This window comes from Dyella sp. LX-66 (assembly GCF_018599165.1).
GTDB classification, from domain to species: Bacteria; Pseudomonadota; Gammaproteobacteria; order Xanthomonadales; family Rhodanobacteraceae; genus Dyella_D; species Dyella_D marensis.
Genome location: NZ_JAHFVJ010000021.1, coordinates 18,522 through 32,850 on the forward strand (window position 1 = coordinate 18,522; position 14,329 = coordinate 32,850).

At 68.3% G+C, this 14,329-nt stretch carries 12 protein-coding genes; 2 read left to right on the forward strand and 10 right to left on the reverse strand.

Features of this window, described 5'->3' with window-relative positions; genetic code table 11:
* Positions 1-25: 25 nt before the first annotated feature.
* Entirely contained in the window at positions 26-1,240 is a 1,215-nt protein-coding gene (locus KK141_RS22240; RefSeq protein ID WP_214573138.1) for an MFS transporter, read from the forward strand.
* A gap of 31 nt (positions 1,241-1,271) precedes the next feature.
* Positions 1,272-2,435 carry an ROK family transcriptional regulator gene (locus KK141_RS22245; RefSeq protein WP_214573139.1) on the forward strand — a complete coding sequence of 388 codons (1,164 nt, stop codon included), beginning with the start codon at positions 1,272-1,274 and terminating at the stop codon, positions 2,433-2,435.
* A gap of 218 nt (positions 2,436-2,653) precedes the next feature.
* On the opposite strand, the gene KK141_RS22250 is transcribed toward KK141_RS22245, so the two are convergent.
* From KK141_RS22250 to KK141_RS22295, 10 genes are all read right to left on the reverse strand, one after another.
* The gene (locus KK141_RS22250) at positions 2,654-3,529 is read right to left on the reverse strand and encodes a peptidylprolyl isomerase (protein ID WP_214573140.1); all 876 of its coding nucleotides are present in this window, start codon (positions 3,527-3,529) and stop codon (positions 2,654-2,656) included.
* A gap of 77 nt (positions 3,530-3,606) precedes the next feature.
* Positions 3,607-4,851, reverse strand: coding sequence for a glycerophosphodiester phosphodiesterase family protein (locus KK141_RS22255; protein WP_214573141.1), 1,245 nt, complete (start codon positions 4,849-4,851; stop codon positions 3,607-3,609).
* A 275-nt stretch (positions 4,852-5,126) separates the two neighbouring features.
* Positions 5,127-6,764 (reverse strand): glycoside hydrolase family 28 protein, encoded by a 1,638-nt coding sequence (locus KK141_RS22260; protein ID WP_214573142.1) that lies wholly within the window; start codon positions 6,762-6,764, stop codon positions 5,127-5,129.
* 303 nt (positions 6,765-7,067) lie between these two features.
* Positions 7,068-7,505: a hypothetical protein gene (locus tag KK141_RS22265; RefSeq protein WP_214573143.1), complete on the reverse strand. Its 438-nt coding sequence runs from the start codon at positions 7,503-7,505 to the stop codon at positions 7,068-7,070.
* 4 nt (positions 7,506-7,509) lie between these two features.
* Positions 7,510-10,413 carry an autotransporter outer membrane beta-barrel domain-containing protein gene (locus KK141_RS22270; protein ID WP_214587359.1) on the reverse strand — a complete coding sequence of 968 codons (2,904 nt, stop codon included), beginning with the start codon at positions 10,411-10,413 and terminating at the stop codon, positions 7,510-7,512.
* A 443-nt stretch (positions 10,414-10,856) separates the two neighbouring features.
* A complete protein-coding gene (locus KK141_RS22275) occupies positions 10,857-11,252 on the reverse strand; it encodes a hypothetical protein (protein WP_214573145.1) in 396 nt (131 codons plus the stop codon).
* Positions 11,249-11,821 carry an ATP/GTP-binding protein gene (locus KK141_RS22280; protein WP_214573146.1) on the reverse strand — a complete coding sequence of 191 codons (573 nt, stop codon included), beginning with the start codon at positions 11,819-11,821 and terminating at the stop codon, positions 11,249-11,251. The genes KK141_RS22275 and KK141_RS22280 overlap by 4 nt, the downstream gene beginning before the upstream one ends.
* Before the next feature lie 8 nt (positions 11,822-11,829).
* Positions 11,830-12,501 (reverse strand): hypothetical protein, encoded by a 672-nt coding sequence (locus KK141_RS22285; protein WP_214573147.1) that lies wholly within the window; start codon positions 12,499-12,501, stop codon positions 11,830-11,832.
* Positions 12,502-12,522: 21 nt separating this feature from the next.
* Positions 12,523-12,933 (reverse strand): hypothetical protein, encoded by a 411-nt coding sequence (locus KK141_RS22290; protein ID WP_214573148.1) that lies wholly within the window; start codon positions 12,931-12,933, stop codon positions 12,523-12,525.
* A 25-nt stretch (positions 12,934-12,958) separates the two neighbouring features.
* Positions 12,959-14,125, reverse strand: coding sequence for a protein-tyrosine phosphatase family protein (locus KK141_RS22295; protein WP_214573149.1), 1,167 nt, complete (start codon positions 14,123-14,125; stop codon positions 12,959-12,961).
* Positions 14,126-14,329: the final 204 nt, after the last annotated feature.

The following is a 14,329-nucleotide window of genomic DNA, read 5'->3' on the forward strand; positions in this document are numbered from 1 at the left end:
TCCCTCCGCCGGTCGCTATATCCGCATGCCGTCTTCCGTTCTCACCATGGCCGCCCGTCCCGGCCGCCCCGCCTCGCCCGCCGTGCTGATGACGGCGATCGTGCTGATGCTGGGGCTGCATCCCACCGCCATGTACCTGTACCTGCCCGCGCTGCCTGCGCTGCAGGAAGCGCTGGGGGCGAGCGCGGCGCAGGCGCAGCACACCCTGGCGGCGGCGGTGGCGAGCTTCGGCATCGGGCAATGGCTGTGGGGCATGCCCACCGACCGCTGGGGGCGCCGCCCGGTGCTGCTGGCGGGGCTGGCCTTGTTCCTCGCCGCCAGCCTCGGCTTGATGAGCACGCGCGACTACGGCCTGTTCCTCGCCTGCCGCGTCGGCCAGGGTCTTGGCGTAGCCGCCGCCGGCGTGGCCTGCCGCGCGATGCTGCGCGACCTGCATGCGCTGCACGACCGCGTGCATCGATTATCCGTGGCGTTCTCGTGGCTGGGCGTGATCTCGCTGCTGGGTCCGCCGTTGGGCGCGTGGCTGTATGCGCAGGCGGGCGTGCAGGCCACGCTTGCGGCGATTGCCGCCTTCGGCGCCGCGGCCTTGCTGCTGGTCGGCGCGAAGATCGGCGAAACGCTGCCGTCCGCCGGCCTGCGCACGGCCTGGTTGCCGGGCGAGTGGCGCGCCATGCTGCGCCACCCGTCGTTCCGCCACTACACCGGCCTCACCGCGAGCAGCTATATCGGCCACTACCTGTTCCTGGCCGGCTCCTCGTATGCCTTGATCGTGCGGCTCGGCATGTCGCCGCAGCGCTACGCCCTGGTGCTGGCCGGCGGCTCGCTGGTGCATATGGCCGGCACCTTCGTCTGCCGCCGCTGGCTGCACCGGCTTGGCTTGCGCGCCACGCTGGTGCGCGCGGCCGCGCTCACGCTCGGCGGCGGCGCGGCCATGACCTTGCTGGTGCTGCTGGGCGTGCACACGGCGTGGGCGATCATCGCGCCGCAGTGCTTCTACGTGTTCGGCCACGCCATCCATCAATCCTGCGGGCAGGCCGCGGTGAGCGAGCATTTTCCCGAACGCGCCGGCACCGCTTCCGCGCTGTCCGGCGTGCTGCTGGCGGTTCCCGCCGCCCTGGCCGGCTGGCTGCTGGCCGCCTCGATGGAGCATTCGGACCTGCCGATGGCCGCCAGCATGGGCCTGTGCGGACTGGCCACGGCGTGGATCGCGTGGCGCCCGCAAGCGCGGCCGCTAACATAAGCCTTCAACCGCAAGGACACCCCGCCACCCCATGCCCGCTCCCACGCCGTTCGCCCGCCAGCTGCATGCGGATTTCCTGCGCGATGCCGACAGCGGCCTCGCCGTCTCCGCGAACGAGCGCGACCTGCTCGACCTGGTCCGCCGCCACGGCACCACCACGCGCGCCGACCTGGTGCGCGCCACCGGCCTTACCGCGCAGTCGGTGATGCGCCTGGTCGACGAGCTGGTCGAACGCGGCCTGCTGGAGCTGGGCGAAACGCGTTCGCAAGGCCGCGGCAAGCCGGCCGCGGCGGTGACTCTGGTGCCGGGCTATGCGCATGCGATCGGCGTGTCGATCACCACCGATTCGATCGCGCTGGCGCTGATGGATTTCGCCGGCAACGTGCTCGGACAGCACCAGGAACCGATGCGCGCCACCGGCCGCGCCGCACTGCTGCGGCGGATCCGCACGCTGGCCGAGCGCCTGTTGCACAAGAGCGGCGTGGGCGAAGACAGCGTGTTCGGCGTGGGTCTTGGCATCACCGGCTTCTTCGTCGGCGACGGCTCCAAGGTCAATCCGCCCGACCCGCTCGACGGACTGGCCTTGCTGGAAGTGGACGCCCTGCTCGCCGATGCGATGGGCCATCCGGTATGGCTGGACAACGACGGCAGCGTCGCCGCCATCGGCGAAAGCCTGCACGGCGTGGGGCATCGCTATCGCGACTTCGCCTACTTTTATTTCGGCCACGGCTTCGGCGGCGGCCTGATCATGGACGGCCGCTGCGCGCGCGGCGCGCATGGCAACGCGGGCGAATTCGCCGGCATGCTGCCGGCGCTGGGGCTGGAACGCGCCGCGCTGGAAACGCTGCGCGCGATGCTGGCGAAGGACGGCGTGGAGCTGGCCGACATCCAGGCCCTGGTCGAGCACTACGACCCGAAGTGGCCGGCGATCGAGCGCTGGATCGAACGCGTGGCGCCGGGGCTTTCGGTGATTGCCTCGGCGGTGGTGGCCATCGTCGATCCGCAGGCGGTGGTGCTGGGCGGACGCATTCCGCCGGATCTCGCGCAGCGGCTGATTCCGCGCATCGCCATCGACAATGTGTCGCGGCGCGGGCATGCGCGTCCGCAGCCGGCGATCGTGGTGGCGGAGGCGCCGTTCGATGCGGTGGCGCTGGGGGCGGCGAGTTTGCCGTTCAAGGAATGCTTTTTCCATTGATATGGCGCTGCGCCATTGGCCCTCTTAAAAAAACCTACACACTGGAATCTCTTCTCCCCTCCGGGGAGAAGATGCCGGCAGGCAGATGAGGGGCGGGTGCTCGCGATATAGCTTCTACGAAGCAAACAAAAGCTTGGTGGCTTTCTCGACCTTCCGCTCACAGCTCCGCCCGGCCCCTCACCCCAACCCTCTCCCCGGCGGGGAGAGGGGGCTGATCGCTATGGCGCGGGGCTTGCCTGAAAAAACCCGGCGTCCAATTTTGCCCGCTTCGCCTGCTTCATCGCCTCGATCTGCCGATCCATCTGCTCGCTCTTCAGCAGGATCACCACATGCGGCTTCGCATCCTCGAAGCTGTTGTCGACACGCTTGATCACCTTCACCAGGTGGTAGCCATAACGCGTCTTGATCGGCTGGGATACGTCGTTCTCCTTGAGACCCGCTATCCCCTGCGCGATCTCCGGCAACAGGTTGCGCGAAGCCGTCTCCGGCAGCAGGCCGCCATCGGCCTTGGAATCGTCGTCGTCGGAATAGCGCTGGACGATGTCGGCGAAATCCGTTCCGTGCAGCACCTGCGCGCGCAGCTGGTCCGCCTCGGCCTTCGCTTCGCTCACGCTCATATCCTTCTGCCCCGCACGCGGGGCGATCCCGGAGCCCTGATAGCGGAGCACGACGTGCTGCAGCGTGTAGTCGACGAAATCGCCCTTGTGCGCCTCGTAGTAGCGCTTCGCCTCTTCATCGCTGACCTGCGCACGCCGGTACAGATCGTCCTTGGCGGCATTCGCCAGCACGCCCTCGCGCACCCAGGCGAGCTGCTGGCGCACATCGGGGTCCTGTTCGAGCTGGCGCGACTCGGCCAGTTGCGCGAGCAGGTGCATATCGGCGTAGCGCCTGGCGAACGCCGCAGGATCGGCCAGGGCGGCCTCCTTCACCTGCGGCGGCGTATCGGCGACCACGCGCTTGAACTGGGAGGCGGTCCACTGTTCGTGGCCCATGGAAAGCACGACCGGATCGTCGCCCACGGCATGCGCCGCGAATGGAGCGCCAACCAGCGGCAAGGACAGCAGCGCGGCAGCGCACAGACGATGGAGCGGCATGGATAGACCTTTGTTCATGGCGGATGTCCCGTGGCAAGGACCGGCGCGCCGCCGATGCGGCGCGCCAGCGTGGCGCCTTACTGCATCGAGCTGTTGTTCCAGCGCAGGCCCTTGGCCGCGAGATCGTCGATCATCGCGCCGGCTGCGTCGGTGGTGATGAAGTCGAAGGACTTCCAGCCGTTGCCGTACAGGAAGGACCAGTCCCAGCGCGATACGGTGCTGTCGCCGTAGGCGACCGACCACAGGCGGTAGCAGCACTGCCCGGTGTTCTGGAAGAACGCGCGGTTCTGGCCGTCGCCGCTCCATGCGCCGTCGTCGGCGATGGGATTGAAGATGCCGACCGGCTTGCGGTACTGGCCCACCACGTTATAGGCGTTCTGCAGGCGGCCGTTCTTCGCATTGATGTTCACTTCCACGCCAAGGGTGTAGTCCTTGGTCATGTAGTTCTTCTCGATGTCGATCAGATTGCGGAATTTGTCCAGCATGTTGTTAGTCAGCACCGGAATGCCGAGGAACGGCTCCTGGCTCCCGTTGTTGTGCGGATCGGCGTGCTTGTAGAGGTCCGCTTCGAGGTCGGCCGGGTTCGGATAGGTGGATACGTTGAACTTCACCGCCACCCAGTTGCGCGCCAGCGAATTATGGCTGTCGCGGTGGTCGTTCATCAGGCGCCACACTTCCTGCATGGAGGCGCGGTCCTTCACGTCCAGCACGATGATGCCGCTGGTCTCGGCCAGGCGGTATTGATCCAGGAGCTGGGCGAACGCCGGGATGTGCTGGTTGTAGACCTTGCTGCGGTCGGGCGACAGCAGATAGTGGTGTTCCAGGTCGCCGTACCAGTTGCGCTGGTTGACGTAGGGGTTGAAGCCCTGCGGCTGGTTATGGCTGGCGGCATAGGGATCGAACTTGCGCTGGCCGCTGCCCTGGTAGATGTCGGTGGTGCGGCCGAGGGTGAAGTCGTGCATCAGGATCGGCACGCCGTCGCGGGTCATCTTGATGTCCACTTCCACCGCTTCGAAACCGCCGTGCAAGGCGTCCGTCACCGCGAAGATCGAATTCTCCGGATCGCCGGAAGCGCGGTCGTTGCGCGCACCGCAGGTATTGCGCGGGCCGTTGTGATTACCCCACCAGCCGCGGTGGGCGATCACGATCGCCATGTGGCGCTCGGTGTTGAGGTGCTTCCACACGTCGAGGATCTTGTAGTTCTGGTACACACAGGGCTCGGACATGGCCGAGGCCTTGGGCGCGAGCGTAGCGCCCAGCGAGAGCAGGAGCAGGCTGGTGAGCGCGCGCGGCAGCGAGTTCTTTTTGGAACGACGTTTCATTGAGCTAGGTCTCCGGACGAAGTCTTGAGTGATGAATACGCCGCATGTCCCCAACCACCAGGCTCGTTTGCGAACACCAGCGCGGCGGGTCCGGACGCTCCCCTCGAGAGGTCCGATCCCGTTGCATCGAAATTTAATCACTCATGGTGACAAATTGATGTTTCGTGCGTGACCGAAACGCAATGCCGCACGACTCGTCATTCCGGCGCAGGCCCGAATGACCCGCAGAAAAACAGGCCGGAGATGCACTCCGGCCTGTCCTGCTTCTTCCGCAATCAGAGCGGCGCCGTCGCCAGCACGCTGCTCATCGGCACGAAGGCCGTACTGCAATCGCGCGGCGCGGTGTTCTGCGTGATGGCGCCGCCGAACGACACGCCATTGCCGTACTTCTGTTCCATGCTTTTGGCAAAACTCACCGGCCCCGGCCCGAAGCTGAAAGCGGTATTCGCCGGCAGCGTGCCCGGCCCGCCGTTATGGCCCTTCAGATACGTGGCCGGCTGCGCGCCGTCGAACTGAACGTTGTCCAGCACGATGCGCAGCGGGTAGCTGGCATAGGCCTCGAACGTCGCCTGCCCGCCGCCGTAGGCCACGCTGCCGAGGTCGTGGAAATCGTGCACCTCGATACCGGTGAAGGACGGATACGACTTCTTGGTCTTGGTCGAGCTGTAGAACGCATCGAACACCAGCGGCTGGCGCACGTTGCGCATGCACACGCCGCGATAGACCACGTCGCTGACCGCACCGCCGCGCGACACGTCGGACTTGATGCGGATGCCCACGCCGTTGGGGCTGTCGTGCCCGTCCACCACCAGGTCTTCCACCGTCATGTCGCTGACGCCGGTATTGGTCTCGCTGCCGATCGACAGGCCATGGCCGTAGTACAGGTGGTCGTGCGCGAACAGCAGGTACTGCGAACCCTTGCCCGAACCGGCCTTCACCGCCACGTGGTCGTCGCCGGTGCTGATGTACGAATACGCCAGCACCACGCGGGTCGACTCGCCCGGATCGAAACCATCGGTGTTCTTGACCGTATCCGGCGTGAAACAGGTGGCCGGCGTCTTCGCGTCCGGCGTCGTTCCCTTCGGGCAGGCGTAGCCGGGCACGGTGTAGGCCAGGCTGGGCGAGAGGATCTTGATGTTCCAGGCCAGCACGCCGTCGATGCCGTCGAGCACGGCGTGGAAGTTCGGCGAGTTCTGCAGCGTGATGCCGTACAGGGTGAAGTTGTTGCCGCCAAGAATGTTGAGCAGGCGCGGATTGTGCTGTGTCACGCTGCTGCCGGTCTTGGTCTGATAGGCCACGTCCCACCAGCTGCGCAGGCCCTTGTTGGCGCCGCCGGTCAGCAGGCTGCCGCCGCGGCCATCGATGATGCCCGCGCCGACGATGCCGGCGTTGTCCAGGTGGCTGCCGTTGAGCAGCGCATAGCAGGACACCTTGTCGGTCTTGTTGGCGATGCCGCACAGGCCGGCGCCATTGTCGTAGTCCTTGGGATTGCGCGAGGCGAACAGCGTGACGCCCTGGTCGATCCACAGCGTGATGCCGGAACGCAAGGTCAGCGGACCGGTCAGCAGACCCGTGGCGCCGTTCGCGCCGGTGACGAGTTTTACCGCCTTGCCTGGACCGCAGTGATCGAGCGCGAACTGGATATCGGCGGTATCCGGCGCGGAAGCGGACGGATCGGCATCGCTGGCGTCGAGCGAGCCGTTGACCGGCGTGCGCTTCGCCGGCAGCACCGCGCACACCGCGGAAGCGGCCGGCAGCGCGGGTTCGGCGGCGACGTCGCCCCACGGCGTGACGATGGGCTCCTGCGCCGCGCAGGCGAAGGGCGCGGCCAGCGCGGCGGTGGCGATCAGAACTTGGATGGCGTGAGACAACGACTTCGGTGACAACAAGGCATGGCTCCCCTGTGTATGCATGCACTTCTCCAGAAAGGTCGATAGGCGGAAGGACCTCCGCGGCGGCAAGCGTAGAGAGCGCGTTTCACGCGCTCCTGTCCGCGCAGGCCGGCGCATGGTCAATGCAGGCCAGGCCGCGGAATCCGTGATGCGTCGCGAATTCGGCCAGGCAAGAATTTGCGCGGCCGTCACAGTGAACCTGCTCACGCCCGCACATAAAACGTAAGCGCGGTCGCCGGATTTCTGAAAACACCTTGCCGCAGACAGGCACGGCAAAGCCGCGCCACCATCGAGGTGGACGCGGCCATCGCCGAAAACAGGTGGCTATTCGCCGGCGGTGGGCCACCGGTTGCGGTCGCCCTCGATCCTGACCTGCGCCGCGCTGCGCTCCAGCATCGCCGCCTGCGCGGCTCCCTCGGGGCTGGCCATGAAACGCGCCACGCAAGCGGACAAGGCCACGCGCGATACGCCAAGACGCGCGCTCAGGCGTCCTTCCAGGATCCAGCTGGCCACCGTGTAGACCAGCGGACAGGCGGCGAATCCCGCGACGGCGATCCAGGGCGAATTCATCAGCACCGAAGCCAGCAGGCACAGCAGCGTGGTCGCCACGGCCGCCTGCGTGGCCGCGCCCCGCGCGCGGCGCCGGTACGCCAGGGCGTAGATCGCCATGCTGTCGCCGTCATCGCGTGCCCATTCGCCGGGTTCACGCCGCAAGGCCTGCGGCAGATGGGCTACGGTCAGTTCTTCCGGATCGATCATCATCGCCTCACCACGACCAGCGCAGACCGAGACGGCCGGCCACGACACGCTGCCGCTCGCCCGCCAGGTTCCCGGTATAGCTGACGGAGGCATACAGGCTGCCTCCTGAAAGAAACGTCACGGCCACGCCGGCATCGGCCTGCCCCAGCGTCTGGCGCGTGGAGGTGGCGATGGGTGCGACGCCGCCGAACGACGTGGCGTCGTCCGTGCCCGTGGTGCGCAGCACATGCAGGCGCACGTACGGTTGCCACGTCGCCGCGCCCACCGGCCAGTTGCCGGCAAGGCGCACGCCCGCGCGGCCGGTCACGGCTTGGCCGCTGCGAAACGCCACGCTGGAAATGCCGTCGTCGAGCCGGCCCAGCGCCAGGCGTTGCCATACCACTTGCGCCTGCGGCTCGATGCGCAGGCCATGGCCGAGCGCGAGTGACCAGCCGCTTTCCAGCGATGCCGTCACCGCATGGCCGTGCGCGGTAGCCTGCACGCCGTCGCGCGAGGTGGGATCGAAGGTGTAGGCCGTGCCCATCAGCACCGCGTCGGCGTACCAGCCGCGTGGCGCGAGATGCGTCCAGTAGCCGCCCATGCTGTAGGCGTCCAGGCGCAGGCGGCCGACGGCGAGATCCTGCGTGCCGGCAGCGAAACCGCGCACGTCGCCGCTGGAGCGCGCGAAGCCGGCGAACATGCCATAGTGGTTGCGCTGTCCTTCGGCGCCTTCGTCCGCATAGATGTCCTGGCCCACCTGCGCGCCGCTCAGCGTGCCGGTGTAATGCGGATCGAGCGCGCCGCCCTGCGACATCGTGCTGTGACCACCCCACACGCGGCCCCAGCTCGCGGGCAGTTCGCCGCGCTCGCCGAGCTGGGCCTGATCGCCCTGGCGCGCATGGAAATTCTCCAGCTGCATGGCGCCGAGCTGGCGTGCGACGGAAGGTGCCGCTGCGTATAGCGCGGCTTCGGGGCGATAGAGAACGACGGGTTGGGCAGGTGTTGCTGGTGCTGGTGCTGGTGCTGGTGCCGGTGCCGGTGCCGGTGCCGGTGCCGGTGCCGGTGCCGGTGCCGGTGCAGGTGCAGGTGCAGGTGCAGGTGCAGGTGCAGGCGCAGGTGCAGGTGCAGGCGCGGGTGCCGGTGCAGGCGCCGGTGCAGGTGCAGGTGCAGGTGCAGGTGCGGGTGCGGGTGCGGGTGCAGGTGCAGGCGCGGGTGCAGGCGCCGGTGCAGGTGCAGGTGCAGGTGCAGGTGCAGGTGCGGGTGCCGGTGCCGGTGCCGGTGCCGGTGCCGGTGCAGGTGCAGGTGCAGGTGCCGGTGCCGGTGCCGGTGCCGGTGCCGGTGCCGGTGCCGGTGCAGGTGCCGGTGCCGGTGCCGGTGCAGGTGCAGGCGCCGGTGCAGGAGCAGGCGCCGGTGCAGGAGCAGGCGCCGGTGCAGGCGCCGCCTGCGTATTCCGCAGATACCAGTCATCCGCCGTTCCCGTCGACACGCCCCCCTTCACCAGCAGGTATTCGTACGCGCCGGCTTTCAGCGATCCGCCGCTCAGCGAGAACGCCCCGGCGTCGGTAGTCGCGCCGTTGATCGCCTGCACCACCAGGATGCCGTCGGATACGGTAGCCGCGCCCTGCCCGCCGAGGTTGGCGATCTTCAGCAGCGTCGAACCGGTCGCGCTGCCGCCGTCCACCACCAGCTTGTCCGCCGCCGAACCATCGCCGCCGAGCACGACGTTCATGGCGATCATGCCGTTGCGCCCGACGTAGCTGCCGACGGTCAAGGTACGGCCCACGCCCTGGGCCGCACCGATATTCACCAGTCCGGAGTTGCTCAGCTGTCCGCGCACGGCAAAGTTGCCGAGCGTACCGCCGGCAAACGGCGCCAGCGCATCCGCCACGCCCAACGTGCCCTGGTTGTCGACATTGCCCAGCACGCTGCCGTAGCCGCCCAGCGCCGCGCCCACCGGCACGGTCAGGTTGCCTTGCAGCGACGCAGCCGGTGCGGTGGCATCGCCAACCGCCAGAGTGCCGCCCGCGCGCAACTGCATGGCGCCGGTGTACGCCGAATTGTCAGCATTGAGCACCAGCGTGCCCTGCTGCACATCCACTGACGTGACGCCCATGCCGGCCAGCGGCCGCCCGACGATCCACATGCCGTCGTCCAGCTTGCGCATGGTCTGGAAGTTGACGATGGTCGGCAGCGTGTCGGTGCCGCTGCCATTGAGCGTCAGCAGGTTGCTGCCGCCACCGCCGTCGATGGTGCCGCTCACCGAGGAACCGCCGTACAGGCGCAGCGTGTCGTTGCCGCGCGCGAACACCAGGTTGCCGATCACCTTGCCCTTGTTGGTGAAATCCAGCGTGCTGTTGCCGGTGGCGCCGATCACATTGCCCGGCGCCTGGATCACGCCGGTCTCGTTGTTGATGACGACGTTGCCGCCGGACTTGGCCTGGAACCAGATCGCCGCCGCATTCATCGAACGGATGGTGCCGCTGTTGACGATGCGGTTGCCCGCGGCCTGCGGATTCACCGCCTCGCCATTGTTCTCGCTGCCCGCCGCCAGCACCGTCGCGCCCTGCTCCACCGTCAGCGTGCTGTCGCTGCGGAAATCGATGGTATTGGCGCCGGATTGATACAAGCCCACCGCGCGCACCGCATTGTTCTGCACCAGCGCGCCGGACTTGATCACGATGTTCGCGCGGTCAAACAGGGCGATCGCCGACGCATCGCCCACCACGATCTGCGCATTCGCATTCACCGTCACGCTGGAACCGGTCGGGGCGGAAGGACCCGCGCCGACGGTGCTGGTCCACGGGCTGGGCGCCGCGGTATCGCAGACGGTGGACGTGCCGGTGGTGTTGCAGGCCGCCTGCGCCTGCGGCAGCCAGCCCAGGCCGGACAGCAGCGCGGCGCACAGCACGCGCCGCGCCGGCCAGGCGCGCACGGGTACGCGCCGGATATCTTGTCGGTAAAAGCTGCACACGGTGTGGATTCCCCCTTGCGCCAGGCATCGCCGCGGATGGAATCGCGCGCGAGCGAAGCAGCGGCCGATGGCGCCGCTGTCTGAAACGTGGATGCATGAATGACGATCAGGGAAGCGGATCGCGCCACGTCGTGGCAGCGGGCAACACGCTTCCGTCCCCAGGGTTCCCGCGCTGGTCCTTCTGTGGACCGGTTCGCACTATCGAAAACGGGAGATGCAACCCTGCGAGTCCAGTGTAGGGAGGCGCAGGTTCCGGTGAAGGAGCCGCAGGACGCCAGCGGGTGGTCAGCCGAGGCCATTCGCGACCCCGCCGCCGTAGGTTGGGGTGAGCGCAAGCGAACCCCAACGTTGCGGCAACCTGCGGGGTTCGTTGGGGTTCGCTTGCGCTCACCCCAACCTACGCCCTACGTGGCCGGCTCCACTTCGCACACTTCCCGCGCACAGGTCCTGGCATACCCCAGCACCAGCCCCAGGCTCACCTCGCTCTGCGCCAGCACCGCCACGATCAAGCCCACCTTCCCGCGCGGCACCTTGCACGCCACCAGCTTGTGCGTGCGCCCCTCGATCAGCAGATAGCCCGGCGAATCGGCCGCCAGCTCCGCCATCACGCTGTTGGACAGAGCCATCAGCGAACTGCTCATCGCCGCGAACTTGCTCACCGACACGCGTGCGCGCGAACGTTCCGCGTAGCAGCGCCCGTCGCGCAGCGCGAACATGCCGGCGACGATGCCCTGGCAATGCTCCATGGCCTTGTCCAGCGCGGCCAGGCACTGGCGCTGGCTGGGCATGTCGATGCTCATGCGTTGCCCTCCGCGCGCGCCGGGTCGCCGGGCTGGTCGAAGCCGAAGCCGAATTCCAGGATCACCAGCAGCAGCTCGATCAGGTGCGCGATGTCCTCGCGCCGCCGCGCATCCACCGTCATCACTGGCGCCATCAGGCCGTGCGCGCGCACGGCGTCGCGGCAGCGCTCGGCGATCGCGTCGGCGGCCTCTTCGCTTTTGTTCAGCGCCACGATGAAGGGCATTTTGCGCAGGTCGGCGCGATGGCAGGCCAGCGTGCGCGAGAGTTCCTGCACCGCGTCCTGGCTGGTGGCGTCGACCAGCACGATGGCGCCGAGCAGGCCCTCGCGCACCACCTCGAACATGTAGCTGAAACGCTCCTGCCCCGGCAGCCCGTACAGCAGCACGCGCGATTCGCCGTCGTCCAGCTGCAGCTCGCCATAGTCCAGCGCCACCGTGGTGGTTTCCTTCAGGTCGCGCAGCTCGTCCGTGCAGGGCACGTCGGTGGAGACCGGATCGATTTCGCTCAGCGCGCGGATGCAGGTGGTCTTGCCCGAGCCCGGAGCCCCCATGAAAACGATCTTGTGCACTTCGCCCATTATTTCCCCAATCCGAATCGTTGCAGGATGCGGCCGGCCAGCCCTGACCAGCGCCGGCGCTCGCCCTGTTCTTGCACGGCGGCCTGCGCCGCCTCTCGCACGCGCGGTGTGCGTTCGACCAGGCCGGCCGCGCGCAGGCGCTCGATGCACAGCTCCACGTAGCGCGAAGGCAGCTCGGTGCGTTCGGCGATGCGCGGCAGCGGCAGCGCTTCGGCGGAAATGCTCGCCATCACGCGCCACCACGATTTCGGCCACTCGCCCAGGTCGCGCGGCCAGGCCACCAGCCGGTACGACCACTCCAGCGACGGCGTGGCATCGGCGTACTGGCGCTCGCCCAGCACACGGCTGCCCGCTTCGCTGAGCAGGGCCAGGATCTCCGGCGGGCGCAGCGGCCGGTGCAGCGTGCCGCGCGGATGGTTGCGCGGCCGCGACGAGCAGCCGATCACCCGCGCATGGCCCGGCGGCACCCTGGGCGCGCCGGGGTGATCCATGTTGATCAGGCACAGGTCGGTGGGCGCCACGGCTTCCATCACCGCGGCGTCCACCACCCAGGCATGCTTCAGGTAGGGCTTGAGCAGGCCGAGGATCGAACGCAGCGCACCGAGCTCCTCCGCGCTGAAGTTGGGGCATGCGATCCGCAACGCGCGGCCGCTGTCGTCTTGTCGGCGCATGGCCAGTACCGCCGTGCTGCTTTAGATCGAAGCCTCCAGCGCCACCATGCTCAGCCGCGAACGCGTCAGCACCATGCCGATGTTGGCGGCGATGCGCGCGACGAACACGGCCACGTTGCTGGGGTTCTTCTTCGAGCGGATGAACACGTGGATCAGGTTGGTGCTGAACACCACGATCTCGTTGAAGTAGTGCGCGCCGGCCGCGCGATTGGTGATGCCGCGCGACTGGTCGAACAGGCGCTCGATCTCGGTCACGTTCTTGCCCTGGAACAGATCGCCGGTGGCCGCCGCCACCAGGTCGAGGATCTCGCCCGGATGCGAATCGACCGTCTTCACGCCGAGCAGGAAGCCGCTGGTCATGTCCACGTAGCCGACCGCCACGCATTCGGGAACGTCGGTCTGCGCCGCCGACAGTGCTTTATCCAGGGACATCGGTTTTCTCTCGTGGGTGGGAAATCTAGGGGGTACCGCTGGGTTGCAGCTGCCGCGCCGCGTGCGCGAAGCCGCGCACGAAGTCGGCCTGCGCCTTGGTCTGGATCGCCATCGGGCGCGCCGCGCGCACTTTCACGATGGCCTCTTCCGCGCCGTCGCCCAGCCACACCAGCACGGCGGCGAGCACGGTGCCGGTGCGGCCCAGGCCGCCGCGGCAATGCACGGCCACGCCGTCGCCCGCGCGCATGGCGCGTTCGACCAGGCGGCAGATGCGCACGGCCTGGTCCAGGCTGGGCGGCGCCAGGTCGCGGATGGCGAAGTGGTGCAGTTCCAGTGCGTGCTCGCGCAGGCTTTCCAGCGAGTACACGCAGCGTTCTTCCGCGCACACCAGCAGGCGCACGCCTTCGCTCGCCAGATAGCGGAACTGCGCTTGGATATTCGAGGTGATGCCCGGGCGGCTCATGCCGCACAGCAGGCCGGGGATCAACCACCACACGCCGACGTCCGGCCGCAGCTGGCGCGAGGATGCCGGCAGGTTGCAGTTGCCGGTGTCGACGTAGATGCGGCCGGCCGGCGTGCGCGGCTCGCGGAAAAACTGGCGCGTCGGCGCGCATTCCTGCAGCGTGCCGCCGGCCAGCAGCGCGGTGGCGCCACCGACGTGCAGGCAGTCCAGCCGGTTGTGCGTGGCGATCACCACGCAGGCACGCGCGGCGACCACCCTCAAGCGTTCGCGCACGGCCTGGGCCATGGCTTCATCGAGGCCGGCCGTGGGTTCGTCGAGCAGATAGAGATCGGCCGGTGCGGCCAGCGCGGCCATCACCGCCAGGTAGCGGCGCAGCGCGCGCGGCCATGCGGAAACTTGGGTTTCCGCATCGGCTTCCTTCTCGCGCCGGATTTCGCGCAGCCATGCATGCAGCGCATGGCTTCCGGGCGGGACTCCCCCTTCCAACAGATCGCGCTGGCCCAGCCAGGCGATGGACGGCAGCGCCGCCGCCAGCGGCTGCCCGCACCACGTGGCCATGCCCAGCAGCGCAAGCTCGCCGCGCGCGGCGAGCGCGCCGAGCAGCGAAGATTTGCCGCTGCTGCCGCCGCCCACCAGGAACAGCGCGCCGGGCCGCGGTACCTCCAGCGACACCTGCCGCAGCACGCACTGCACGCCGCGCATGATTTCGATGTCGTGTAGCGCCAGCATGCCTTACCCCCTGCGCTACCGAACATGGGGCGTCGGCGCGGCGTGGCATATGGTGTGAGCGGGGGCTGCGCGCGGACATGTCAGCGCGGGACAGCCGGGCTGTCAGTTGGGGCCGGCGCTTGCAACGCGAGGATTGGCCCTGCCTGCGTCGCGCCTGGCCCGTCCGCACATGGCAGGCCTTCGTGCGCGCCGATAAGTTCGGCG